Here is a 25,147-nt window from a genome sequence, read left to right as displayed (position 1 = left end):
AAACTCCCCGGCGCCGACCTGACACCGCCATCCTACGTCAACCGTAGCGGCGCAGGCGACGTGCCGCGACGATAAAAAACACCACGCCGAACCCGACCAGCACAAGCAAGTGATCCATCACGCTGCCATGCTGAATATCCAGGGCGGCCAGGGCGAGCTGATGCAGGTGATAACTGGGCCAGATCGGCGCGATCTGCTGCAGCACCTTGGGCAAGAGTCCGATTGGAATCCAAAGCCCGGACAGGAACGACATCGGCAGATAAACCAGGTTGAGCATGCCCGGCGCGCCCTGCCCCTTGATCAGCGTGCCCACCAGCATGCCAAGCGCGCAGAAGGGCAATACGCCCAGCACGCCGGTCAACAGCAGCAAGCCCGCTTGCGCGGCCGACAGCGTGACGTGCGCCAAAAAGACCCCCATCGCCAGCAGCATGAGAATGACCACCGCCGCGGCCAGCATCGCCATCACCATCTTGCCGAGCAGATAAGCGCCGGGCGGCATCGGCAACGCGCGCTTGTAAGTGAGCAAGCCGCCATCGCGCTCCAGCGCCAGCGAGATGCCGAAGCCGAACAGGCCCGGGCTCATCACGCCGAACACGCCATAGCTGGCGAGCAGGTAACGCGCCGCATCCGCGCCTTCGGACTTGCCCATCACGATGCCAAACAGCAGGTAGAACATGGTGGGAAACAACATGATGGGCAACATGAAGCCCGGGTTGCGCATATAGCGCAGGCATTCGCCACGGATCTCGGCCAGGTACGCACCGGCTAAGCGCGCCGTGCTCATAGGGCCGTCAGCCGCCGGCTTGGACGGTGCATGGATCGTTACGGCATTCATCACGCGGCCTCCTGTTCGACAGCGGTGTCTTGGCGGGTCAGCTCGGTAAATGCTTCGGCCAGGCCCGCACGATGCACTTCCAGTTCGCGCAGCGATGCATCCGCTTCCAGCATGCGGCGCAAGACGTTTTCGGCGGCGTCCGTGCTGATGCGCAGATACGCGCCGGTGCGCTCGGCGGAGGCGACGTGCGGCCACGCCGCAATCATCGCGGGGTCCAGATCGGTAACGCAGCGAATGCGCGTCAGCGGTACCTGCGCGCGCAAGGCATCCACACTGCCTTCGCTCAGCACGCGCCCCTTGCCCAGCACGACCACGCGTTGCGCAAGCGCTTCGGCCTCTTCCAGATAATGCGTGGTCAACACCACCGAGCAGCCTTCGACAACCAGTGCGCGCATCGCCGCCCAGAGCTTTTGCCGCGCATCGATGTCCATGCCCACCGTCGGCTCGTCCAGGAACACGATCTCCGGACGGCCGCACAACGCCAGCGCAAATTGCACGCGCCGCTGCTGGCCGCCCGACAGCTTGCCGTAAGGCCGCCGCAGCAGGTCGGCGATGCCGGCGAGCGCGGCGCTTTCATGCAGCGGGCGCGGATGGGGGTAATAGCTGCTCACCAGGCGCAGCAACTCGCCCACGCGCAGCGTGGGTGGAAGCACCGCGGTCTGCAGCATGACGCCGATGCGGCGGCGTGCGTCGATCTGCTGCGGATCGAGCCCGAACAGCTCGGCGCGGCCGCCATCGGGACGGATCAAACCTAGCAACAGGCCGATGCTGGTGCTTTTGCCGGCCCCGTTGGGCCCTAGCACCGCCAGCAGTTCGCCGCGATGCAACACAAGATCCAGGCCATCGAGCGCGGTGAGCTGGCCGTACCGCTTCACGGCGCCGGAAAGACAGGCTACTACGTCAGTTGTGGGTTTCATGGTGGCCCTCCTTGCACTGCAGCGTAGGCGCGCCCGGGCCGGTTCCCCAGTCGCCTGCGTCAGGCATCGGGCATGACAGCCGTCATCCCGGGGGTACCGGCCACCCCTGCCCGCAGGTTATCCTGATGGGCACACGCCAGCGGTTTTCCCCACGCGGCGCCGTGCGACCGGGCGCCTCGCCCGCGGGCGCCTCCAGCGCCCTTCCAGCACGAAACACATCCTGTCGGCCTGCTTCGCGCTGGGTGCGAGGCGCTGACAAGATTCGAGGAGAGTAGTCATGGGTGTCATCGATCAGCTGCGCGAACTGCGCGAATTTGGCGGCAAGCCACGCACCACCGGCCTTGACGACGCCACCATCGAGCGTATGGCCGCCACCGATCCCTTGCTCGGGCAGGCCGTTGCCGATGCCGTCGCACGCCACCGGGAACTGCGCGCGGAACTGGGCGATTTCCTGAGGCTGGACGAAACCGAGCAACTGGCGCGTGCGCTGGCCGATTTCGTCAACTTCTATCCGGACGATGCCATCAATCCCTACGTGCCCGCCGCCGCGCGCGGTCCGTGGGTGGTTACGCTCAAGGGTGCGGTGGTGCATGACAACGGCGGCTACGGCATGCTCGGCTTCGGCCACAACAACGCGGCCATCGCCGCGGCGCTCGCGCGCCCGCAGGTCATGGCCAACGTGATGACGCCGAGCGTGTCGCAGCTGCGCTTCACACAAGCGCTGAAGGGCGAACTGGGACGTCATCGCGGCGGCAATCCGTACACCCGTTTCCTGTGCCTGAATTCAGGCTCGGAAAGCGTGGGCCTGGCCTGCCGCATCGCCGACGTCAACGCCAAGCTGATGACCGATGCCAACGGCCCATACGCCGGCCGCGTGATCAAGCGCGTCGCGGTGAAAGGCGCTTTCCACGGTCGCACCGACAAGCCGGCGCTGTATTCGGATTCTTCGCGCCGCGCCTACCTCCAGCACTTGGCCAGCTATCGGCATGAAGACACGCTGATCACCGTGGCGCCCTATGACATTGCGCAACTGGAAGCGGTGTTCGCCGAAGCCGACCAGCACGGCTGGTTCATCGAAGCGATGTTCCTGGAGCCGGTGATGGGCGAAGGCGATCCCGGCCGCGCAGTGACCCCGGCGTTCTACCAGGCGGCGCGCGCGCTGACCGAATCGCACGGTTCGCTGCTGCTGGTGGACTCCATCCAGGCCGGCCTGCGCGCGCACGGCGTGCTGTCGCTGATCGACTATCCGGGTTTCGAAAAGCTGGCGCCGCCGGACATGGAAACCTTCTCCAAGGCGCTCAATGCCGGCCAGTATCCGCTGTCGGTGCTGGCGGTAACCGAACGCGTGGCCAACCTGTACCGCAAGGGCATCTACGGCAACACGATGACGGCCAACCCGCGCGCACTGGATGTCGCGGTGGCCACGCTCGATCAGCTCACCGATGGAGTGCGCGCCAACATCCGAGCACGCGGCAAGGAGTTCGTCGACAAGCTCAACGCGCTGAAAGACGAACTCGGCGGCCTGATTACCAAAGTGCAGGGCACGGGCCTACTGTTCTCGTGCGAATTGGCGCCGCAGTTCAAGTGCTACGGCGCGGGCTCCACCGAGGAGTACCTGCGCGAACACGGCATCGGCGTGATCCATGGCGGGGCCAACTCGCTGCGCTTCACTCCGCACTTCAACATCACCAGCCATGAAGTGGACATGGTGATCGCGCACGTGCGCCACGCCCTGCTGGAAGGCCCGCGCAAGAGCCAGGCCCAGGCCGCTTAAGCCTTTTCTCCTGCCCCTTTTGGGGTACGCAGGAGCGCGCACATGGACGTGCCCGGCTTTGAGTAGCCCGCAGCGAACCCAGGCGATGGGGCCATCTTGCGCGGGTCCCCATTGAAGCGCCTTCGGGGAAAAGCGCTCCATGCCGCAGGCCCCGCTCCCCCATCGGTTGATGGGTTTTCCCGTTCCGATACTCCCGCTTTCCCCTGTCATGCGCCCGGCATAGACTGGCCCGGCCGGCACCGCCGCCGGTCACAACTTCAGGAGGAAGCATCATGTCCATGCGTTTGAGCCTGCTCGCCGCCAGTGCTGTCCTGGCCCTGGCCACCACGGTAGCTTTCGCGGGCCCACAGAGCTCCAGTAGCACGGCGGGGCATTCCACCAAGTTGGGCCAGTGCAGCCACGCCAGTGCCGGCAAGACCGGGGCCGACTACAAGAACGCCGTCAACAGCTGCATGAAGGGCGACAAGAGCGCCGCCACGCCGGCCAAGGAAACCCCGCAGCAAAAGATGGCCCGCTGCAGCAAAGCCAATGCCGGCAAGAAGGGTAGCGACTACAAGACCGCCCAAGCCGCCTGCTTGAAGGGTTCCTGAGCCGGGCAACGCCGGCCGTTGCGATATTCATCGGGGGCGTCGCCGGCTGGCGGCGCCCTTTTCGTTTGCCGCTATGCTTGCGGCCTCTCCCTTGAAAACCGGCGCCGCATGAAGATCGTCCAAGTCCGCCATCCACTGATCCAGCACAAACTCGGCCTGATGCGACGCGCCGGCATCAGCACCAAGGAATTTCGCGAACTCGCTTCCGAAGTCGGCTCGCTGCTGACCTACGAAGCCACCAAGGACCTGGAAACCGTCGAAACCCAGATCGAAGGCTGGGCAGGTCCTGTGCGCGTGCAGCAGATCAAGGGCAAGAAGATCACCATCGTGCCGATCCTGCGCGCAGGGCTGGGCATGCTGCCCGGCGTGCTCGAACTGATTCCCGCGGCCAAGGTGAGCGTGGTGGGCCTGCAGCGCGACGAACACACGCTGCAACCGACGACCTACTACGAAAAGCTCACCGGCCGCATGGACGAGCGCATCGCGCTGATTATCGATCCCATGCTAGCCACCGCAGGCACCTTGGTCGCCACCGTGGATATGCTCAAGGCCGCCGGCTGCAAACGCATCAAGGGCTTGTTCCTGGTCGCTGCGCCCGAAGGCCTCGAGCGCATCCAGGCGGCGCATCCGGATATCGAGATCTACACCGCTTCCATCGACGAGCGGCTCAACGAACACGGCTATATCCTGCCGGGACTGGGCGATGCGGGCGACAAGATCTTCGGTACCAAGCAGTTGCCGGCCACGGACTAAAAGCGCGAAGCCTGCGTCACCGACCCCGCGCAAACCTGTCCGTCGCCTCGACCAGCTCGTGCGCGATGCCCGGCTCGAATGCCGAATGCCCTGCATCCGGCACCACGCGCAAATCCGCTTCCGGCCACGCGCGGTGCAGATCCCACGCACTGCGCATCGGACACACCACGTCGTAGCGGCCTTGCACGATCACCGCGGGAATGCGCCGGATTCGATCGACGTTGCGCAGCAGTTGATCGTCATGCTGGAAAAACCCGCCATTCACGAAGTAATGGCACTCGATGCGCGCAAACGCCAGCGCGAATTCGTCCTCGCCGCTGCTGCTGATGTAGGCCTCGTCCTGGTAGAGGAAACTGGTGGCGCCTTCCCACACCGACCACGCACGCGCGGCATCCACGCGCGTGGTCGCATCGGCGCTGGTGAGGCGGCGATGGTAGGCGCTCATCAGATCGCCGCGTTCGACCTCGGGAATGGCGGCGAGAAAGGTTTCCCATGCATCCGGATACAGCGCATCGCAACCTTTCTGGTAGAACCACTCCAGCTCCCAGCGACGCAGCATGAAAATGCCGCGCAATACCAGTTCGCTGACCTTGTCCGGATGTGTCTGCGCATACGCCAGCGCCAGCGTGGAGCCCCACGAACCGCCGAACACCTGCCAGCGGCCGATGCCCAGATGCTCGCGCAGGCGTTCGATGTCGGCGACCAGGTGCCAGGTGGTGTTGTCGGTCAGTTCCGCATGCGGCGTCGATTTGCCGCAACCACGCTGATCGAACAGCACGATGCGATAAACCGCCGGATCGAAGAAACGCCGGCATTTGGCATTGGTGCCGCCGCCCGGTCCGCCATGCAAGAACACGACCGGCTTGCCATGGGGATTGCCGCTCTGCTCGTAGTACAGCGTATGCAAGGGCGAAACCTTGAGTTGCCCGACGTCGTAGGGCTCGATCGCGGGATACAGGCTGCGCTGTTGCTGGGACATGGTTAGGTAGCCGGGGCAAGGGAATGCCCATGGTACGGGGAGTACCGGTGCAACCCAAGCTCGCACCCTTGCTCTGTTTTCCTTGGAGTACTGGGGAAGGGCCGCGCTTGCCGCAACGTGGATGGGTACCCCAGCCAGCTCTCCTGCTTTCGCCCGGAAGCGGGCGTGTGCCCGGTCAGATGAACAGCTTGCCGGGGTTGAGTATCCCGTTCGGATCAAACACCGCTTTGACGCCCCGCATCAGCGCGATCTCCGCCGCGCTGCGGGTGCTTTCCAGATAGGCACGCTTGACCAGGCCGATGCCATGTTCGGCGGAAATACTGCCGCCGTGCCGATGCAAGGTATCGGCAAGCAGCTTGGTCACGCGATCGCATTGCGCGATGAAATCCGCATCGGACAACCCGTCGGGCTTCAAGACGTTGATATGCAGATTGCCGTCGCCGATATGGCCAAACCATACCACTTCGATGTGCGGGTATTCACGCCAAAGCAGCGCCTGGATGTCCTGCAAGAACGCCGGCACCGCGCCGATACGCACCGCAATGTCGTTTTTGTACGGCTTGTGCGCGGCCAGGCTCTCGGTAATGCCTTCGCGCAAACGCCACAATGCCGCCGCCTGCGCATCGCTTTGCGCGATCACGCCATCGCTGATGAGGCCGCGTTCCATGCCCTGCTCGAAGGCCGCCATCGCCGCATCCCGTGCACCTTCGTCCGGCGCGTCGAACTCGGTCACCACGTAGTACGGATGCTCGCCATCGATCGCGCGCTGCGCGCCGTGCGCCAGCACGTGCTTGAGCGCGACGTCGGTGAAAAACTCGAACGCCTGCAGTGAAAGCCGCGCACGGAACAGCGCGAACACTTGCATCAGCGCATCCATGTCCGGCAACGCCAGCAGCATCACCTGGGATACAGGCGGCGGGTCGGTGAGCCGTAGCGTCGCTTCCACTACGATGCCAAGCGTGCCTTCCGACCCAATCATCAGCTGGCGAAGATCGTAGCCGCTGGAGTTCTTGATCAAACCACGGTTGAGGTGAAGCAAATCGCCGTTGCCCGCCACTACCTTGAGCCCGGCGATCCATTCGCGCGTGTTGCCGTGGCGGATCACCCGGATGCCGCCGGCATTGGTAGCGATGTTGCCGCCGATGGAACAAGAACCGCGCGCGGCGAAATCCACCGGATAGATCAGCCCATGCGCACGTGCCGCCTCGTGTACCGCCTCCAGCGCGATCCCCGGCTGCACGGTCAGCGTACGATCCACCGCATCGAAGCCCAGCACGCGATTCATGCGCGACAGGCTCAGCACCAGCTCGCCATGGGCCGCCACTGCGCCGCCGGACAACCCCGTACGCCCGCCCGACGGCACGATGGCGATCTTGTGCTCATTGGCCCATTGCACGACGCCCTGCACCTCCTCGATCGACGCCGGCAGCGCGACCGCCAGGGGCGCCGGGGTCCAGCGCCGGGTCCAATCGCGGCCGTAATGCTCCAGGTCCCCCGCCTCGGTCAGCAGGCGCAGGCCGGGCTGGCGGCGAGAGAGGTCGGCGAGGGCTTGGGCGGTCATGATGGCTCCAGGGCGAAGTCCCCAGCGTGCCAGCGCATGGCTTTTGCGTCTAGGGATGCGCTCACCCATTCTTCGTAGGCGCGTCTGTTCGCAGGCCACAGGACCATCGGCGCCGGCAGACTGGCCGTCTGTCAAGGCGATGGACCGAAGGCGTGCGGACAGACAGAACTGGCCCCGCATGTTGGATTGAAGTGCAGGGGTAATGTCCAGAAGGCCCACAGGCCGTGCCGCGTGGCGCCGGGGGGACTGCCGTCTTGCCAAGCCGTGCGGCATGGCCTGTGGGCTTTGCGGACATCATGCCGCCTGCGAAGAATGGATCAGCGCATCCCTACTGCTGCATCGCGGCAAAATTCTGGCATAGTGTTTGGACTGCCAAACACGGGTCCGCCATGAAGACTTCGTTCCCCAAGCAAGAGATCAAGCTGCTGCTGCTTGAAGGCGTCAGCCGCACAGCCGTGGAAACCTTCCAGCGGGCGGGCTACAGCCAGATCGAGTACCACGCCAAATCGCTGCCTGAGGACGAATTGAAAGCGCGCATCGCCGATGCGCACATCGTGGGCATTCGCTCGCGCACCCATCTGACTGCCGAGGTGCTGGCGCATGCCAAACGCTTGATCGCCGTCGGCTGCTATTGCATTGGCACCAACCAGGTCGACCTGGCAGCGGCACAGGCGATGGGCGTTCCCGTCTTCAATGCGCCCTACTCCAACACGCGCAGTGTGGCGGAGCTGGTCATCGCCGAGGCAATCATGCTGATGCGCGGCATTCCGCAACGCAACGCGCTGTGCCATCGCGGCGGCTGGACCAAGTCGGCGGCCGGGAGTTACGAAGTGCGCGACAAGGTGATCGGCATCGTCGGTTACGGCCACATCGGCACGCAGGTCGGCGTGCTGGCCGAAGGCTTAGGGATGCGCGTCATTTTCCACGACATCGAGTCGAAGCTTTCACTTGGCAACGCGCGCGCCGCCGCCAGCCTGGACGATCTGCTGGAACGCGCCGACGTAGTCACCCTGCACGTGCCTGAAACGCCCTCGACCAAGCTGATGATCGGCAAGAGCGAACTGGACAAGATGCAGAAGGGAGCACTGCTGATCAACGCATCGCGCGGCACGGTGGTCGATATCGATGCGCTGGCCGACGCGCTGCGCACCGAACACCTCGGCGGTGCGGCGATCGACGTGTTCCCGGTGGAGCCCAAAGGCAACGACGATCCATTCGTCTCGCCGCTGATCGGCATGGACAACGTCATCCTGACCCCGCACATCGGCGGCAGCACGCTGGAGGCACAGGACAACATCGGCATCGAGGTCGCCAGCAAGCTGGTGCGCTACAGCGACAATGGCTCGACGCTTTCAGCGGTCAACTTCCCCGAGGTGACGCTACCCGAACACCCGCGCAGCCGCCGCCTGCTGCACATTCACCGCAACGTGCCCGGCGTGCTCTCGCGCATCAACGAACTGTTCTCCGCCGGCAACATGAACATCGACGCGCAGTTCCTGCAGACCAATGCGCAAGTGGGCTACGTGGTGATCGATGTGTCGGCGGACGAACAACAGGCCGCGTCGCTGAAGGACAAACTCGCCGCCATTCCAGGAACGCTGCGCACGCGCGTGCTTTATTGAGCCGGACGCCGTCTCGCCGAGCACTGATATCGGCGGTCATTTAACATTTCACAGGGCAAAAACCGCGAAAAATGCGCGGTTTCTTGCGCCCGGGTTCAAGAAAAGCCGCCGCGCCGCCGATAGTTGATCAACTCGGCACCCTTTTTGAAGCGGTTTTTCCATGAAACTACGTTTCCGCGATTTTCGCATCGCCATCAAACTGACCTTTCTCGGCATCGTCATGCTGGCGGCGACCGTCGCTGTAGGCTACGGCGGCTGGCACGGGCTGGATCGCACGCATGCGCTGCAGGCGCGCTCGGCCGTCACCGCCGCGAAATTCGCTGCCGCGGTGGATACCGCGCGCGTTGCGCAAGTGGATTTCAAAAAGCAGGTACAGGAGTGGAAAGATCTGCTGCTGCGCGGCGCGGACGCCGCATCGTTCAAGAAATACCACGACGCTTTTGGCGATGAGAGCCGGCACGTCGACACCGACCTCGGCGCGCTCAAACAGCAAATGAAAGACCTTGGCCTGAACACGGGCGGCGTAGACCAGGCGATCGCCACGCACGCGGACTTGGGTGCTCGATACCTTGCCGCGATCCAGCACTACGATGCCAATGACGCCAAGAGCGCGCACGTCGTCGATCAACTCGTCGCCGGCATGGACCGCGCACCGACAGCGGCCATCGACGCGCTCGTGGCGGGCATGAAGCGCGAAGCCGAAGCGGCCACCAAGCAAATTGGCACGCAAAGTACCGCCGCTTACCGCGATGCCGGCGTCATGCTGGTATCGGTAGCTGCGTGCGCCATGCTTACCGGCGCGTTTCTGATCTGGGCGCTGGCATACAGCATCACTGCCCCGATCGGCCGCGCCGTGAAAGTGGCGCAGGCCGTCGCGCAGGGCAACCTGTCCACCCTGGTGGCGTCCGACAGCCGCGACGAAACCGGCAAATTGCTGCACGCGCTCGGCGCGATGAACGAACAGCTGCGCAGCGTCGTCAACTCGATTCGCGCAGGCTCCACCGAAATTTCCACGTCCACCCAGCAGATTGCCAGCGGCAATCAGGACCTTTCCGCGCGCACCAGCCAACAGGCAGCCGCGCTGGAAGAAACGGCAGCGTCGATGCAGGAATTTACCGATAGCGTCAACGCCAACGCGACGCGCGCGCATGAAGCGAGCCAGCTGGTTGAATCGGCATCGAACATCGCGCGCCAGAGCAGCACGGCGATGTCCGAAGCCGTGGGCGCCATGACCCAGGTACAAAACGTTGCCGGCCGGATCACCGAAATCACCGACATGATTGATCGCATCGCCACGCAGACGCACATTCTGGCGCTCAATGCATCGGTGGAAGCGGCACGCGCCGGGGAAGCCGGCAAAGGCTTCAACGTGGTCGCGGCCGAAGTGCAGTCGCTGGCCCGCAGCTCGCGCACGGCATCGCGGGAGATCCGCACACTGATCGAGGAATCGGTCACGATCATCGACAGCGGCACGCAGATGATCGGCCGCGCGGAATGGATGGTCGGCAAGCTGTTGGAAGGCGTGGACAACGTCGCGCAGTCGGTCGGCTTGATCGCCGCGCAAAGCGTCGAGCAGGCCAACGGCATTCAACAGGTCAACCGCGCGGTACGGCAGATGGACGAAGTGACCCAGAGCAACGCCGCGCTGGTCGAGGAAGCCGCCGCTGCCGCCAGCACGGTGCAGGTGCGCGCACGCTCGCTGGTGGAGAGCGTGGCGTTCTTCCAGGTCGCTTCATCGAGCGGCGACACCGAGATGGCGAAGGCGGCGTAAGCGTTGCCGCCAACGTTCGCGCGGCCTTCCGACCTGCGCCGGAAGGCCGGTGTCACCGGCTTATTTGCGCGGTTTTACGCTTGCTGCGCGCTTGCCCGTCGCCTTGCCGAATTTGGCCGGTGCGGCCTTTGCCTTCGCTACACCCGGCCGCTTGGTGGCCGGCTTGCGGCGCTTATCCGGCGGCGCATCGTCGTGCAGCGCGTGGCGCCGCTGCACGCGTAGTGCTTCGCGGAAGGCCTGCGCATAACGCTTCAACGCTTCCTTTTGCCCGGCCTCCCCGCCGTCGACGCGCTCCATGTGCTGCTCCATCCGCTGCAGCAGGTCGTAGTCGTGATAGTCACGATACGGCTTCAGATCCAGATCGGCCGGCACCTTGGCAAGCCGCTCGTCGCCGATCGACTTGACGTATTTCTGCATGAAACGATCGTAGGCTTTCCACGTGACGCGATGCGCATGCACCGCGGCTTCTTCGGCGCGCGTGGCAATCTGGTGCGCGTGCAGATAATGCAGGCCGAGCTGGTCGATCAGCGTTTTTTCCACTTCCTCGTGCAAAATCAGGAAGCGGTCCACATCAATGGTGCGGCCGCGGAAGGTGAATGACTTGGGCAGATGCCGATCGATATAGATCGTCTTGCCATCCTGGCTGTAACCGGCGAGGTAGGGAATGTCATGATTCCGGTCCAGCTTCTTTACCCGCCGCAGGATCGCATCGAGCGCGCGGTCGAGCATCAGCGAGGAGATGTACCAGTCCGGCGCCTTCAACTTCACGTGCGGGGCGTCGGGATGACAGTGGTTCGACGGCATGAGCGGATCTCCTGTCGGCACGGGGGAAAACACTGGCACGCAGACTAACGCGTTGCCGTCGCATGCACATGTCCAGGTGGTGCGATGCCGGGAATAAAAAACGCCGAGGCATCCTGCATCCCGATTAAAAAGGGCGCCAAGGCGCCGTTCTGTAGCTTTTCCGAATTAGTCGGATGGCGGGATTCGAACTCACGACCTCTTGCCCCACGCAGGTAGCCAGATGAACATATCCACATGATTCCTATGGAAATCAAGGCGAACTTAGAGCTAAAAAGATGGTGCAAATCGACGCAGCGCGATCAATAACTTGCGGCTCGATAGGATCGAGCGACGCCCCGGAACGTCTGGATTATCATGTACCTCAAGGGGAGGATTCTGCATGGAACAAAAGGGTCGATTGCCGGCGTTGGATAGCATGCGCGCCATTGCGGCGCTGGGCGTGGTCTGCTGGCATTACCGAGGGTACTTTCAGTCCTCCCCATTTGAGACCGTACTGGCACCGTTCTACAAGAACGGGCTGCCGATGGTTGACTTCTTCTTCGCGCTATCGGGCTTCGTACTGGCGAGGACATATTGGACAGATTCCAGACGTCGAGCGATCGGTGCCAATATTGGGCAACGCATCGCTCGCCTCTACCCGCTGCACTTGATCATGCTGCTCGTAATTCTGGCGATCCAGCTGGGGACATCAAACCTGGCTATTCCCTTCGATCCGTTCCGCTTCAATGACGCCTATAACTTCGGCGCGAATCTGCTGCTACTGCAATCGTCTGGTCTGCAACATGGGCTGTTCTCATTCAACCAGCCATCGTGGTCGATATCCACTGAGTTTCTTGTCAACATAGCGTTCCTATGCATGATTGCGTTGCCCCGCCGGCTGTCGCTGATCACGGCAGGCGCCGCAGCTGTCGCATGCATACAGGTCTTTTTGCACCGCAGCTTTTATGACATTGGCTACGCGTGGTGGCATGTGTCTGTGCTCGTGGCGCGAACCGGGGCGGGATTTTTTATCGGCGCCCTCACCTTCAGGCTCTACGAGAACTATCGTGATCGTTTCACCCAAGCGGCATTGTGGAACGCACTGTTTATTGCCTTCGCAATGGCGATGTATGTGTATTTCCATAGCCACAGGCTGAACGGACGCGGCATCGATCTTGCCATCTCACTGATCGGCTTTCCTGCCTCCATCATCGTGGTGCTGATGAGCCCATGGGCATGCCGCGCTCTTTCCATCAGGACATTGGTGTGGCTTGGGGAGCGCTCCTACTCCATCTACATGATCCATTTCTCGCTGATTCTTTGCGCACGAATTGGACAGATCATTCTTGGCGTCGAACCCTCGCGCCCGTTTGCTAGTGACTCAGCTTTTGTAGCCTTCGTGAGCATCGTCATTGCCATCTCGGCCGTGACATATCGCTATATCGAGCTTCCGGGCAAGCGTCTTCTTACCCCGAAACGATCGGCACAAAACAGTTCGCCAAACCTGGACGAGGCTACAGCATGAACTACAACTGGAACTCGACAGAAATTAAAGTCAAAACACCCTTGATCGGCATGACCTACCTTCTCGGCATAGCGAGTCATGCGAACGCATAAACATCGCACCGATGACAATAATGCTTACGAAGCATGGTGCGATTGGCCGATCATCTCGGAAATCAGCATCTATCGGAATACCACTGGAGTCATCTGGACTGAATGCACTGCGATCGCTTCACCATTTCCGAATGGGCAAGCGCACCTGCCCGATGGCATCCATCCTGATGACGCGCTCTATGCCTTTAAAGCAACCCTGAAAATCAGATAGCTCATGCCCTTCCTTGAGCTTGCTGATCCCTTATCGCCAGGAGTGCCGGCGAACACGTAGGCCGTCGCGAAGAATCAAAGTCTACAAACAGCGAAAACAAAGTGAACATAGTGAGGACCCAATCGGGGTCCTTTTTTTACGCATATTCTCCGATGTTGATACTCGCCGCGCTGCCGATGCCTGCACTTGCTGCAGCGGATGCAGGATCATTCGCGTCATAGTCTTCATTACCACTGGAGAGATATCCGCGACCATTGATCGGACTGCTTGAAGTTCGGCTGCCCACGGTCACGGCCATTCCTTGGGTAATGGTCGCGTCGCCATTGCTTCCCTATACATTAGAGGATGTGGATAGCGCGCTGTTGCGCGAGGCGGGCTAGTCGGCGAAGGAAGTGCAGGAGCTGATGACGCATACCAGCGAGACGATGGCCGCCCCTTATTTGGGCGACCATGAGGCGCCACGGACAGATGCTTCGATCGGCATCGCGCTCAAGCATTAGGTGTGGATAAGTGGACGCATAAGGCGGAAATATTCACGCCCATTTGCAAATTGCTGATTTCTTTTCCGAATTGGTCGGGGCGGCGGGATTCGAACCCACGACCCTTTGCCCCCCAGGCAAATGCGCTACCAGGCTGCGCTACGCCCCGACAGTTCGGCAAAGAAAGCGATTATAGCAGTTCCGGCAAGCCCGCCGGTAGGGTTCAGCGACGCAGCAGCGCGAGGACCTCTTCCAGCTCCATGCGCACCTGGCGCACGATCTGGTGCGACATGCTGGCCTCCATCCGCGCCTGAGGGCCTTCCAACCGGGCACGGGCGCCGGTGATGGTGAAGCCTTCGTCGTACAGCAACGAACGGATCTGGCGAATCATCAGCACGTCGTGGCGCTGGTAATAGCGGCGGTTGCCGCGGCGCTTGACCGGGTTGAGCGCAGGAAACTCCTGCTCCCAGTAACGAAGCACGTGAGGCTTCACCCCGCACAGGTCGCTGACTTCACCGATGGTGAAGTAGCGCTTGGCCGGGATGGCAGGCAGCTCGGTGTTATTCCCCTGATCCAGCATAGCCCTCGACTCGCACCTTGAGTTTCTGCCCTGGCCGGAACGTCACCACCCTGCGGGCGGAGATCGGAATCTCCTCGCCCGTCTTGGGGTTGCGACCCGGTCGCTGGTTCTTCTGCCGCAGATCGAAGTTGCCGAATCCGGACAGCTTGACCTGCTCGCCCCTTTCCAACGCTTCGCGGACGACCTCGAAATAGGCGTCCACGAACTCTTTTGCTTCACGTTTGTTAAGGCCTACCTCGAGGAAGAGGCGCTCGGCCATCTCCGCCTTTGTCAGCGCCGCCATCTTACCCTCGCAATTTTGCCTCGCATGACGCCTCCAACGCAGCCACCGCATTTCGAACGCAGCGATCCGCGTCGTCGTCGGTAAGGGTGCGTGAAGCGTCCTGCAAAATCAAGCCCATAGCGAGACTCTTTCGGCCCGCTTCGACCCCTTTGCCGCTGTAACGGTCGAACAGGCGCAGCTCCGCCAGGGCCCCTCCCAGGGTGCCGCGGACGACTTGCTCAATGTGTGACCAACCCACCCGTTCAGGAACATCGACGGCGATATCCCGCCGGACCGCCGGGAAGCGCGCCACCGGCTGGGCCTTGGGCAGGCGGCGGCCCAGCACCGGGTCGAGGGCCAGTTCTAGCACATGGACGTCCGGCCCCAGGTCCAGCGCCTTGGCCAGCTGCGGATGCAGTGCGCCAAGGTAGCCCACGGTGCGGCCGTCGCAGGCTACCCGGGCGCCCCGGCCAGGATGCAGCCATCCGGGCAGGTCGTGGGCATGGACGGACCAGCGCCACGGCTCCCCGCCCCAGGCGATCAGCGCGTCCAGGTCGCCCTTGAGGTCGAAGAAATCCAGCGCTCGGGCGGCTTCGCCCCATTGTTCGGCGTGCGCATTGCCGCTGGCGACGACGGCCAGGCTGGGGGTTTCCTCAGGCGGATCGCCCGCCGCAAACACGCGGCCGAGCTCGAACAGGCGCACGCGCTCCTGCTGGCGCGCCCGATTGTGCGACAGGGCCTGGATCAGGCCCGGCAGCAGAGACGGCCGCATGACCGCCAGGTCGGCCGAAAGCGGATTGGCCAGCGGCACGAGCTTCTCGCCCATGCCCCACTTTTCCAGCAGGGCATGGCTGACGAAAGCCAGGTTGACCGCTTCGTAGTAGCCGCGCGCAGCCATTTGTTCGCGCAAGGGCAGCTCGCCGAGGCGCGCTTCCGGCTCGGTGGACAGCCGCAGCGCCCCGGCGGGGGTGTGGGTGGGGATGTTTTCGTAGCCGTGGATGCGCGCGACTTCTTCGATCAGGTCTTCCTCGCGCTCGATGTCGAAACGGCGGCTGGGCGCGGTGACCCGCCAACCCTCCGCCAGCGGCTCGACCGTCATGCCGAGCGCCGTGAAGATGCGCGTGACTTCCTCATCGGCCACGGTCAGGCCAAGCACGCGAGCCAGCCGCGCACGACGCAACACGATGGACTGGGGCGCGTGCAGATGCTGCGGCAGTGTCACGTCCAACAAGGGGCCGGCCACGCCGCCGGCGACGGCCAGGATCAGCCGGGTGGCGTATTCGATGGCGATGCCCGGCAGCTGCGGGTCGACGCCGCGCTCGAAGCGATGCCCGGCATCGGTGTGCATGCCCAGCTTGCGGCTGCGGCCGATGATGGCCGCGGGAATCCAGTGCGCAGCTTCCAGGAACACGTTGCGGGTGGTGTCGGTAACACGCGTTTCCGCCCCGCCCATGATGCCGCCGAGCGCCACGGCGCGCGCGCCCGTGCCGCCACGGCTGTCGGCGACCACCAGGAAATCCTCGTCCAGCTCGACCGTGCGGCCGTCGAGCAGTGCCAGCGATTCGCCCGCACGCGCCGGACGCACCACGACCTCGCCTTCCAGCGTGTCCTTGTCGAACGCGTGCATCGGCTGGCCCAGCTCAAGCATCACATACTGCGTGACATCGACCAGGAAGCTGATCGGACGCAGGCCGCTGCGACGCAGCCGCTCGGCCATCCATACGGGCGTTGGCACCGTGGCATCCACGTTGTCGATGACGCGGCCGGCAAAGCGCGGCACGCGTGCGCCGGCGTCAAGCACAATCTTCATGGCGGCATCGCTGCCGGCGGGTACGGGTTCGGCGTCGAGCGGCACCACTTGGCCGCCCAGCGCGGCGGCGACGTCAAAAGCGATGCCGCGCACGCTGAAGCAGTCGGCGCGGTTGGGCGTCAGCTTGATCTCGATGCTGGCGTCCGGCAAGCCAAGATAGGCGGCCAGCGGCGTACCGACCGGGGCATCGGCGGGCAGTTCGAGCAGGCCCGATGCGTCCGCATCGATGCCCAGTTCTTTGGCCGAGCACAGCATGCCGAACGATTCCACGCCGCGCAGCTTGGCCGCCTTGATGGCGATGCCGCCGGGGAGCTGCGCCCCCACCGTCGCCAGCGGCACTAGCAGGCCGGCGCGCGCATTGGGCGCGCCGCAGACGATCTGGACCATGCCGTTGCCGGTGTCCACGTCGCACACCTGCAGCCGATCGGCCTGCGGGTGTCTTTGCGCGCTGACGATGCGCGCGACGACCACCCCGTCCAGCGAATCGCCCAGCGCGGCAACGTCTTCCACTTCCAGGCCGATTGCGGTCAGCGTGGCGACCAACTGATCGCGCGGGGCTGACGTGGGCACGTGATGGCGCAGCCAGTTTTCCGAGAATTTCATGCGTGTCGGTTCCTGCTTCGATTACGCCAGTTGCTTGAGGAAGCGCAGGTCGTTCTCAAAGAACGCGCGCAAGTCGGAAACGCCATAGCGCAACATCGCAAAGCGCTCCACGCCAAGGCCGAAGGCGAAGCCGGTGTAGCGCTCCGGATCGATGCCGCAGTTCTTCAGCACGTTCGGATGCACCATGCCGCAGCCGAGCACTTCCAGCCAGCGCGTGGAGCCGTCTTCTGCGTCCCAGCGAATGTCCACCTCGGCACTGGGCTCGGTGAAAGGGAAGTAGCTGGGGCGGAAGCGCATGTCGAAATCGCGCTCGAAGAAGGCGCGGATGAATTGGGCCAGCGTGCCTTTCAGATCGGCGAAGCTGGAGGTTTCGTCCACCAGCAGGCCTTCGATCTGATGGAACATCGGCGAGTGCGTCTGGTCCGAGTCGCTGCGATAGACCTTGCCGGGCGCGATCACGCGGATCGGCGGCTGGCGGCCTTTCATCGAGCGGATCTGCACCGGCGAGGTATGCGTGCGCAGCAGGCGGCCGTCGCCGAAATAGAAGGTGTCGTGCATGGCACGCGCCGGATGGTGCGGCGGGAAATTCAAGGCTTCGAAGTTGTGCCAGTCGTCCTCGATTTCCGGCCCGTCCGCGCGTTGATAGCCCAGCCGCGCGAAGATCGCCGAGATGCGTTCCAGCGCGCGCGTGATCGGATGAATGCCGCCGCGTTCGCCGTTGCGTCCGGGCATGCTGATGTCGAGCTTTTCGGAGGCGAGGCGGCGATCGAGTTCGGCTTGCTCCAGCGTCTGCTTGCGCAGGGCGAGCGCGTCGGCAATGCGCTCTTTCACGCGGTTGACGTCGGCGCCGCGCGCCTTGCGTTCGTCGGGCGAAAGCGCGCCGAGTGCCTTGAGCGCGGCGGTGATGATGCCGCTCTTGCCGAGCAGGCTCACGCGCAACGCGTCGAGGGACTCGAGCGAGTCGGCCTTGTCGATGTCCGCCAGCGCGTGAGCGGCGCGGCTATCCAGGTCTTCCATTGGTGCAGTCCCGGGCAGGTTCATGGAGCGATCCCATTCGCTTTTCATCCCCTTCCCTGCGTGCTGCAGGGGAGGGCCAGGGGGTGAAGCCCTTCAACAGAGCAAGAGCGTTCCCCTTGCCAACCTCCCCCTGCGAGCAGAGGGAGGAGCTGATGCGTTACGAACGATCAACGCAAACAAAAACGGGGAGAAGGCTTAAGGCCTTCTCCCCGCTTGATTCACTTCATTTCGTCAGTGATCGACGATCAAGCGGCCAGACTGGCCTTCGCCTTTTCCGCGATGGCTCCAAACGCCTTGATGTCGTGCACGGCGATGTCAGCCAGCACCTTGCGGTCGACCGTGATGCCGGCCTTGGACAGGCCATTGATCAGGCGGCTGTAGGACAGGCCGAACTGACGGGCCGCCGCATTGATACGCACGATCCACAGGGCGCGGAACTGGCGCTTCTTCTGCTTGCGGCCGATATAGGCGTACTGACCGGCCTTGATGACGGCCTGGTTGGCGACGCGGAAGACCTTGCGACGGGCGTTGTAGTAGCCCTTCGCACGGCCGATGATTTTCTTGTGACGACGACGGGCGGTAACGCCACGCTTTACACGAGCCATGGTTCAGTCCTCCGCCTTAGAGATACGGCAACATGCGTGCTACACCCTTGGTGTCGCATGCCTTGACGTGGTTGGTGGCGCGCAGGTTGCGCTTACGCTTGGTCGACTTCTTGGTCAGAATGTGCGACTTGAACGCATGGCCGGCCTTGAACTTGCCGGACGCGGTTTTGCGAAAACGCTTCGCAGCCGCGCGATTGGTCTTGATCTTGGGCATGGGAATGCTCCTTGATGGGGAAGGCCCTTTTTGATGAGAGCGGCCCCGGTTTCTGACTGATCTGGCGGTGGCCTTGGGGGCCACGCTTTCCGTCCTGCCACGATCGGTTCACGACCCTTCCTTGCGGGTCGAACTGAAAAGTATACGGAAATGCGGGCGGCAACGCCAGCCCGGGTCTACATCCTCGCGGATTTTGCCCTCCCCTGCGAAGCAGGGGGAGGCTGGGAGGGGTAACGCCCTCGCCCCATGGCTGGGCTTCACCCCAACCCTCCCCTGCCGCACGCGGGGGGAGGGAGTTGTTCGCTGAGGATCAAACGGGGGCTTACTTCTTCTTCGGCCCGATCATCATCACCATCTGGCGACCTTCCAGGCGCGGGAAGGATTCGACGATACCGTTCTCGCCCACGTCTTCCTGAATGCGCTTGGCCAGGTCCTGACCGAGATCCTGGTGGGACATCTCGCGGCCACGGAACCGGATGGTGACCTTGACCTTGTCACCCTCCTCCAGGAAGCGAAGCATGTTGCGCAGCTTGATCTGGTAGTCGCCCACGTCCGTGACCGGACGGAACTTCACTTCCTTGATCTCGACCTGCTTCTGCTTCTTCTTGGCCGCCTGGGCCTTCTTCTGGGCTTCGAACTTGAACTTGCCGTAGTCCATGATGCGGCAGACCGGCGGGTCGCCGTTAGGCTGGATCTCGACCAGGTCGAGCCCGGCTTCGTCGGCTGCGCGCAGCGCCTCGTCGCGGGTAAGGATGCCCAGCTGCTCGGAATCCGGTCCGATCACGCGCACGCGGGGGACGCGGATCTCGTGGTTACGACGGTTGCCCTTAGTTTCTGTGGTGGCGATACCACTATCCTCCAGAAGATGTTTTGAATCGGCCGGGCGGCATCAGCGCCGCGTCTCGGCCTCCAGGCGTTCGATGAAGCTGGCAAGCGGCATGCTGCCCAGATCTTCGCCCGAACGGGTACGCACGGAAACAGCGCCCGACTCCTTTTCGCGATCACCGACCACAAGCAGGTAGGGGACTTTCTGTATCGTATGTTCGCGGATTTTATAGCCGACCTTTTCGTTGCGCAAATCCGCCTGCACCCGGAAGCCTTTCTCGACAAGGGTTTGCGTCACCTGCCGGACATAGTCGGACTGCGCGTCGGTAATACTGAAGACCATCGCCTGCACCGGGGCCAGCCAGGCGGGCAGATTGCCCGCGTGGTGTTCGATCAGGATGCCGATGAAGCGCTCCATGGACCCCACAATGGCCCGATGCAGCATCACCGGGTGCCGGCGCTGGCTGTGCTCGTCCACGTACTCCGCCCCCAGGCGCTCGGGCATCATGAAGTCCACCTGCATCGTGCCGACCTGCCAGCCGCGGCCGATGGAGTCCTTCATGTGGTACTCGATCTTCGGGCCGTAGAAGGCGCCCTCGCCCGGCAATTCTTCCCACTGCACGCCAGCGGACCCGAGCGCGGCGCGAAGGGCGTGCTCGGCGCGATCCCACACCTCGTCGCTGCCGATGCGCTTGTCCGGGCGCAGGGCGATCTTCAGGGCAATGTCGTTGAAACCGAAATCGGCATACACCTTCATGGCCTGCCGGTGGAAGGCGGTGACTTCCGATTCGATCTGCTCTTCCGTGCAGAAGACGTGACCGTCGTCCTGGGTGAAGGCGCGCACGCGCATGATGCCGTGCAAGGCACCCGACGGTTCATTGCGGTGGCAACCGCCGAACTCGCCGTAGCGGATCGGCAGGTCGCGGTAGCTGTGCAGGTTGGTGTTGTAGATCTGCACGTGGCCGGGGCAGTTCATCGGCTTGAGCGCATACGTGCGCTTTTCCGACTCCGTGAAGAACATGTTTTCCTGGTAGTTGTCCCAGTGGCCGGACTTCTTCCACAGGCTTACGTCCATGATCTGCGGGCCGCGCACTTCCTGGTAGCCGCTGCTGCGGTACACGCCGCGCACGTATTGCTCCACCGCCTGCCAGATGGCCCAGCCGTTGGGATGCCAGAACACCATGCCCGGCGCCTCTTCCTGCTGGTGGAACAGGTCCAGCGCCTTGCCGATCTTGCGGTGATCGCGCTTTTCGGCCTCTTCCAGCTGATGCAGGTAGGCTTTCAGATCCTTGTCGTTAAGCCAGGCCGTGCCGTAGATACGCGTGAGCATGGCGTTGTTGGAATCGCCGCGCCAATACGCGCCAGCCACCTTCATCAATTTGAACGCGCGCAGTTTGCCGGTGTTGGGTACATGCGGGCCGCGGCAGAGGTCGGTGAACTCGCCCTGCGAATAGAGCGAAAGCTCCTCGTTCGCGGGGATGCTCTGGATGATTTCGGCCTTGTAGTTTTCGCCCAGCCCGCGAAAGAACGCCACCGCGTCGTCGCGCGACTTCACGCTGCGCACGACGGGCAGTTGTTCCTTCACGATTTTTTCCATTTCCGCCTCGATCTTCACCAGATCGTCGGGCGTGAACGGGCGTTCGTAGGCGAAATCGTAATAGAAACCATTGTCGATCACCGGGCCGATCGTGACCTGCGCGCCCGGGAACAGGCGCTGCGCGGCCTGCGCCAGCAGGTGTGCCGTGGAGTGGCGCAGGATCTCCAGCGCCTCCGGGCTTTTCTCGGTGACGATTTCGAGACTGGCGTTGTGCTCGATCGGAAAACTGGCGTCCACCAGCTTGCCATCGACCTTGCCGGCCAGCGTGGCCTTGGCCAGGCCCGCGCCGATGGACGCGGCGACGTCCTGCACCGTAACGGGGTGGTCGAAGGGGCGTTTGCTGCCGTCGGGTAGCGTGATTTCGATCATGGTTGTTTACCTGTCACATCGCCCGGGGGCAAGGTGATTTTCCTGGAGAAACCGGCCATGGATGGCGGTATCGGCTTGCCCTTGCGGATCACGGGCAAAAATAAAGGCGCCACGCGCCCTTGGGTGAAAGCACAAGGCGTGGCGGGCTCAGCGTGGGAAGTGGATAGTTGCCATGTCGCACACTCGACCGGCGCGTGGGCGCGGGCCACCTTGTCTCTTGGGTTCGGGGATAAAAAGCTAATTTAGCGCGACGCCGCTGTCAATTCGCCTGCGACGATCAAACCGGCGCACGGGCGATAGAATACGGCCATTCTTTCCCTGGAAGCTCCCGATGCGCATCCTCGTGACCGGCACCGCCGGGTTTATTGGCGCCACGCTCGCGGAACGATTGCTGGCCCGTGGCGATGAGGTTTTCGGCATCGACAATCACAACAATTATTACGATCCGACGCTGAAGGAAGCGCGCCTGGCCCGTTTCGCCAGCCACCCGCGCTACACCCACCTGCGCGCCGATCTGGCCGATACGGCCGCCATCAACCAGGCGTTCGGCGCTTTCCAGCCGCAGCGCGTGGCCAACCTCGCCGCCCAGGCCGGCGTGCGTTATTCGCTGAAGAATCCAAATGCGTATGTTCAAAGCAACATCGTGGGCTTCGTCAACGTGCTGGAGGCCTGCCGCCACGGCAAGGTGGAACACCTGGTCTACGCCTCGTCCAGCTCCGTCTACGGCGCCAACCGCAAGCTCCCGTTCGCGGTGGAGGACGCCGTCGATCATCCGGTGAGCCTTTACGCGGCGACCAAGAAGGCCAATGAATTGATGGCGCATACCTACAGCCATCTGTATGGCTTGCCGACGACCGGCCTGCGCTTCTTCACCGTATACGGACCGTGGGGGCGCCCGGACATGTCGCCGATCCTGTTCGCCGACCGCATCGTGCGCGGCGAGCCGATCGATGTTTTCAATTACGGCAACCACAGCCGCGATTTCACCTATGTGGACGACATCGTCGAAGGCGTGATCCGTACCATCGATCACGTGGCGCAGCCCGATCCCGCCTACGATCCGTTGAACCCGAACACCGGCACATCGCACGCACCGTACCGTGTGTACAACATCGGCAACGATCAGCCCGTGCAGCTGATGCGCTTCATCGAACTGCTTGAGCAGCATCTTGGCCGCGAAGTCGAGAAACGCCTGCTACCCATGCAAGCCGGCGACGTGCCCGACACCTGGGCGGACGTCTCGGCGCTACGCCGCGATGTGGGGTATGCGCCGAATACGCCGATCGAGGTCGGCGTGAAACGCTTTGCCCAGTGGTATCGCGATTACTATCGCGTCCAAGCGTAAGTGACGCTTCTCACCGTCATTCCGGCCTGCGTCGGAATGCGGTGAAGGAAAAACCGCGTATCCGTCAAAATGGCTTGGCCAGCACAAAGAACAGCACGCCCAGCAACAGCAGCACGGGTAGTTCATTGATCAACCGCAATGCGCGCGCCGAAGGCAACGCACCGCCCTGCTCGCTTTTCTTCAGCAGTCGCCCGGCCCAGATGAAATAGATCAACAGCACGGCAACCAAGGTGAGCTTGGCGTCGATCCAATGCATCGACCCCACGACATTGGGCAAAGCCTGCGGAAACACCCGCCAACCCTGCCACAAAGCCAGCCCCAGCAGAAAGGCGATACCAAATAGATGATGCCCGAACCGGTAAAGGCGACGTCCCATCAAATAAAGCCGCGCCTTCACTGCCGCCTCATCGCCGGCCTCGGCGATATTCACCAGGATCCGCGGCAGGTAGAACACCGCCGACATCCAGGCAATCGCAAACAACAGATGGAACGTCTTGACCCAGAGATAAACCATGCCAAAGCTCCCGATGACGCAAATGAAAACGGCGTACTGCGAAGTACGCTGTTTTATCGAGAATGAGCGGGCGGCACAAGGATCGAATGTCTGACTTCATCCATCGAAACCGTACTGGCAGCTATCTGCCCCATGCGCACGGGCTACGTTGAAGGTTTTGTTCGGCAGAGCACCAGCGACATCACAAGCCGCGATCTGAACAGGCACTGCGCCGTCCTCGGCAAGAAAATCCGCAGCAAGCCCATACAGGTAGACCTATCTGCGAATGTTCGCGATGACCTGCCTTTACGGGATTGGCACGATTGCCGTGCTGCAAGACAAACGCCCTTCCGCGCTCGCCGAATCCGACCATTGGCGCCAGGCAAGCAGCCCCCGCTTTCCACATCAATCAAGTCGACGAACCACTTGCGAAGGCACCCGCCGGCATGGGGGTCTTTCAACTATCGATGTGGGACATTGGCCGATGCCGTAAACAACCTTTAACTGGACGATGCCCTGGCCATGGTCGATGAGCAGATCCACGGTATGCAGATTCGTGCCCTGCAACGTGAAATCGAACTGGAAAAGTCATTTATCGACCAGCACGAGAGATAACCCCTGCGCACACAAACCCTGGTCATGGACAGCCTTCGGCGGCGTCGCTGTTTGTTACACCGCCCATGAAATATCCAGAACGGCTCGCACCTAGGCGGCGAAACGGAGGTGGTAGCCGGAATGATTGGCGCTGGGCACCTCAATGCCCCGTTATCAGGCGATTGGGGGAAGGTCCTTTTTTTTAAAAAAAACCTAAACTGAACAAAAATGGATAGTCCAAAGAGGTCTTCCGACAGAACATCTATAGACTGCTGACCGGTAAGGCTTTTTCCAAGATCATCTTCCGACACAACCATCCATGCCTGTCATCACTGACATGCTCGCCCGCTGGGGTGCCCTGCCCTCTGGAGAGTTTTCCGGTACGTGAGCCAAGAAGTGGGCTCCGAGCGCTCCATGCAGCGAGGCATCAAATCTGAGCCGGATGTGTTGCGTGTGGGTCGCACGACACGCAGCGCCTATGAGCAACACTGGATTCTCGCCGTCTCCAAGTTTCGCGAAACATGCAGCACGTACTTCAGATCTTCCCGTGGACAAAAGTTCGTAGAACAAGTTGTCCGTCATCAACAACCGATGTGACAAGGCCAGCTTGGCCTGTTCAACCATTCCGCAGAGGCATTGGTAGGAAGCGGGTAGCACTATGACCCATCACTGCGTTCACATTGAACGTCGTGAACAAAGGGCATATTTTGTGAACGTTCTCAGGTGCTAGAAACAAAAAAGGAACCCTTGCGGATTCCTTTGAAAGCCTCTGACTAACCGTGCCAAAGTGCTTCTTTAAGCCACTTCCAAGAAAACTCTTAAGAAAACACTGGAAGTGACAGAATTGGTGGGCGGTACAAGGATCGAACTTGTGACCCCTTCCATGTCAAGGAAGTGCTCTACCGCTGAGCTAACCGCCCACAGGCGCCCGGCAAGCCGCG

Annotated in this window: 22 protein-coding genes and 2 tRNA genes; 7 read left to right on the top strand and 17 right to left on the bottom strand. The window is 62.5% G+C overall.

The genetic code is table 11. The annotated features are described in order from the left end of the window. Window positions 1-37: 37 nt before the first annotated feature. Together VME63_RS09650 and VME63_RS09645 are read right to left on the bottom strand one after the other, a co-directional pair. Window positions 38-835: an ABC transporter permease gene (locus VME63_RS09650; protein WP_325432671.1), complete on the bottom strand. Its 798-nt coding sequence runs from the start codon at window positions 833-835 to the stop codon at window positions 38-40. Next, a complete protein-coding gene (locus tag VME63_RS09645) occupies window positions 835-1,752 on the bottom strand; it encodes an ABC transporter ATP-binding protein (RefSeq protein ID WP_325432669.1) in 918 nt (305 codons plus the stop codon). Before VME63_RS09645 ends, VME63_RS09650 begins: the two co-directional genes overlap by 1 nt. Before the next feature lie 277 nt (window positions 1,753-2,029). On the opposite strand from VME63_RS09645, the gene VME63_RS09640 reads away from it, so the two are divergent. The 3 genes from VME63_RS09640 to upp all read left to right on the top strand — a co-directional run bounded on the left by VME63_RS09640 (window position 2,030) and on the right by upp (window position 4,869). Further along, entirely contained in the window at window positions 2,030-3,526 is a 1,497-nt protein-coding gene (locus VME63_RS09640; RefSeq protein ID WP_325432667.1) for an aminotransferase class III-fold pyridoxal phosphate-dependent enzyme, read from the top strand. A 272-nt stretch (window positions 3,527-3,798) separates the two neighbouring features. Further along, window positions 3,799-4,116, top strand: a complete 318-nt coding sequence (locus tag VME63_RS09635; RefSeq protein WP_325432665.1) for a PsiF family protein — start codon at window positions 3,799-3,801, stop codon at window positions 4,114-4,116. A gap of 108 nt (window positions 4,117-4,224) precedes the next feature. Beyond that, on the top strand, window positions 4,225-4,869 hold the full coding sequence (gene upp, locus VME63_RS09630) for a uracil phosphoribosyltransferase (RefSeq protein WP_325432663.1): 645 nt from the start codon (window positions 4,225-4,227) through the stop codon (window positions 4,867-4,869). A 16-nt stretch (window positions 4,870-4,885) separates the two neighbouring features. On the opposite strand, the gene pip is transcribed toward upp, so the two are convergent. After that, window positions 4,886-5,848, bottom strand: coding sequence for a prolyl aminopeptidase (pip, locus tag VME63_RS09625; RefSeq protein ID WP_325432662.1), 963 nt, complete (start codon window positions 5,846-5,848; stop codon window positions 4,886-4,888). A gap of 175 nt (window positions 5,849-6,023) precedes the next feature. Then, entirely contained in the window at window positions 6,024-7,409 is a 1,386-nt protein-coding gene (locus VME63_RS09620; RefSeq protein ID WP_325432660.1) for an FAD-binding oxidoreductase, read from the bottom strand. A gap of 389 nt (window positions 7,410-7,798) precedes the next feature. On the opposite strand from VME63_RS09620, the gene serA reads away from it, so the two are divergent. Together serA and VME63_RS09610 are read left to right on the top strand one after the other, a co-directional pair. Next, window positions 7,799-9,031 carry a phosphoglycerate dehydrogenase gene (serA, locus tag VME63_RS09615; protein ID WP_325432658.1) on the top strand — a complete coding sequence of 411 codons (1,233 nt, stop codon included), beginning with the start codon at window positions 7,799-7,801 and terminating at the stop codon, window positions 9,029-9,031. Between the two features lie 160 nt (window positions 9,032-9,191). Continuing rightward, window positions 9,192-10,802 carry a methyl-accepting chemotaxis protein gene (locus tag VME63_RS09610; RefSeq protein ID WP_325432656.1) on the top strand — a complete coding sequence of 537 codons (1,611 nt, stop codon included), beginning with the start codon at window positions 9,192-9,194 and terminating at the stop codon, window positions 10,800-10,802. A gap of 60 nt (window positions 10,803-10,862) precedes the next feature. Here the strand turns inward: VME63_RS09610 and VME63_RS09605 are convergent, their stop codons facing one another. Further along, the gene (locus VME63_RS09605; RefSeq protein ID WP_325432654.1) at window positions 10,863-11,606 is read right to left on the bottom strand and encodes a hypothetical protein; all 744 of its coding nucleotides are present in this window, start codon (window positions 11,604-11,606) and stop codon (window positions 10,863-10,865) included. A 379-nt stretch (window positions 11,607-11,985) separates the two neighbouring features. Between VME63_RS09605 and VME63_RS09600 the strand changes: the two genes are divergently transcribed. After that, window positions 11,986-13,110, top strand: coding sequence for an acyltransferase (locus tag VME63_RS09600; protein WP_325432652.1), 1,125 nt, complete (start codon window positions 11,986-11,988; stop codon window positions 13,108-13,110). A gap of 439 nt (window positions 13,111-13,549) precedes the next feature. On the opposite strand, the gene VME63_RS09595 is transcribed toward VME63_RS09600, so the two are convergent. From VME63_RS09595 to thrS, 10 genes are all read right to left on the bottom strand, one after another. Continuing rightward, complete coding sequence (locus VME63_RS09595; RefSeq protein WP_325432650.1) at window positions 13,550-13,705, bottom strand: hypothetical protein; 156 nt, start codon at window positions 13,703-13,705, stop codon at window positions 13,550-13,552. Between the two features lie 279 nt (window positions 13,706-13,984). After that, window positions 13,985-14,061: transfer RNA gene (locus VME63_RS09590), tRNA-Pro, on the bottom strand. 54 nt (window positions 14,062-14,115) lie between these two features. After that, the gene (locus tag VME63_RS09585; RefSeq protein WP_115477489.1) at window positions 14,116-14,472 is read right to left on the bottom strand and encodes a MerR family transcriptional regulator; all 357 of its coding nucleotides are present in this window, start codon (window positions 14,470-14,472) and stop codon (window positions 14,116-14,118) included. Next, window positions 14,453-14,755 carry an integration host factor subunit alpha gene (ihfA, locus tag VME63_RS09580; protein WP_115477488.1) on the bottom strand — a complete coding sequence of 101 codons (303 nt, stop codon included), beginning with the start codon at window positions 14,753-14,755 and terminating at the stop codon, window positions 14,453-14,455. Before ihfA ends, VME63_RS09585 begins: the two co-directional genes overlap by 20 nt. 1 nt (window position 14,756) lies before the next feature. Beyond that, window positions 14,757-17,147 (bottom strand): phenylalanine--tRNA ligase subunit beta, encoded by a 2,391-nt coding sequence (gene pheT, locus VME63_RS09575; protein ID WP_325432648.1) that lies wholly within the window; start codon window positions 17,145-17,147, stop codon window positions 14,757-14,759. 21 nt (window positions 17,148-17,168) lie between these two features. After that, entirely contained in the window at window positions 17,169-18,164 is a 996-nt protein-coding gene (gene pheS / locus VME63_RS09570; RefSeq protein ID WP_325432916.1) for a phenylalanine--tRNA ligase subunit alpha, read from the bottom strand. Window positions 18,165-18,409: 245 nt separating this feature from the next. Further along, window positions 18,410-18,769: a 50S ribosomal protein L20 gene (rplT, locus tag VME63_RS09565; RefSeq protein WP_026635108.1), complete on the bottom strand. Its 360-nt coding sequence runs from the start codon at window positions 18,767-18,769 to the stop codon at window positions 18,410-18,412. A gap of 16 nt (window positions 18,770-18,785) precedes the next feature. Further along, window positions 18,786-18,983, bottom strand: a complete 198-nt coding sequence (gene rpmI / locus VME63_RS09560) for a 50S ribosomal protein L35 (RefSeq protein WP_019467379.1) — start codon at window positions 18,981-18,983, stop codon at window positions 18,786-18,788. A gap of 322 nt (window positions 18,984-19,305) precedes the next feature. After that, complete coding sequence (gene infC, locus VME63_RS09555; protein WP_325432914.1) at window positions 19,306-19,830, bottom strand: translation initiation factor IF-3; 525 nt, start codon at window positions 19,828-19,830, stop codon at window positions 19,306-19,308. A 42-nt stretch (window positions 19,831-19,872) separates the two neighbouring features. Next, window positions 19,873-21,774 carry a threonine--tRNA ligase gene (gene thrS, locus VME63_RS09550; protein ID WP_325432645.1) on the bottom strand — a complete coding sequence of 634 codons (1,902 nt, stop codon included), beginning with the start codon at window positions 21,772-21,774 and terminating at the stop codon, window positions 19,873-19,875. A 331-nt stretch (window positions 21,775-22,105) separates the two neighbouring features. Between thrS and VME63_RS09545 the strand changes: the two genes are divergently transcribed. Beyond that, window positions 22,106-23,119 carry an NAD-dependent epimerase gene (locus tag VME63_RS09545; RefSeq protein ID WP_325432643.1) on the top strand — a complete coding sequence of 338 codons (1,014 nt, stop codon included), beginning with the start codon at window positions 22,106-22,108 and terminating at the stop codon, window positions 23,117-23,119. A gap of 64 nt (window positions 23,120-23,183) precedes the next feature. Here the strand turns inward: VME63_RS09545 and VME63_RS09540 are convergent, their stop codons facing one another. Next, on the bottom strand, window positions 23,184-23,633 hold the full coding sequence (locus VME63_RS09540) for a CopD family protein (RefSeq protein WP_325432641.1): 450 nt from the start codon (window positions 23,631-23,633) through the stop codon (window positions 23,184-23,186). A 1,418-nt stretch (window positions 23,634-25,051) separates the two neighbouring features. Next, window positions 25,052-25,126, bottom strand: a tRNA-Val gene (locus VME63_RS09535). Between the last annotated feature and the right edge of the window lie 21 nt (window positions 25,127-25,147).

The sequence above is a fragment of the Dyella sp. genome, assembly GCF_035503745.1.
Classification (GTDB): Bacteria; Pseudomonadota; Gammaproteobacteria; order Xanthomonadales; family Rhodanobacteraceae; genus Dyella_B.
Note: the sequence above shows the minus strand (reverse complement) of the source record. Positions and strands in the feature narration are given on the sequence as shown.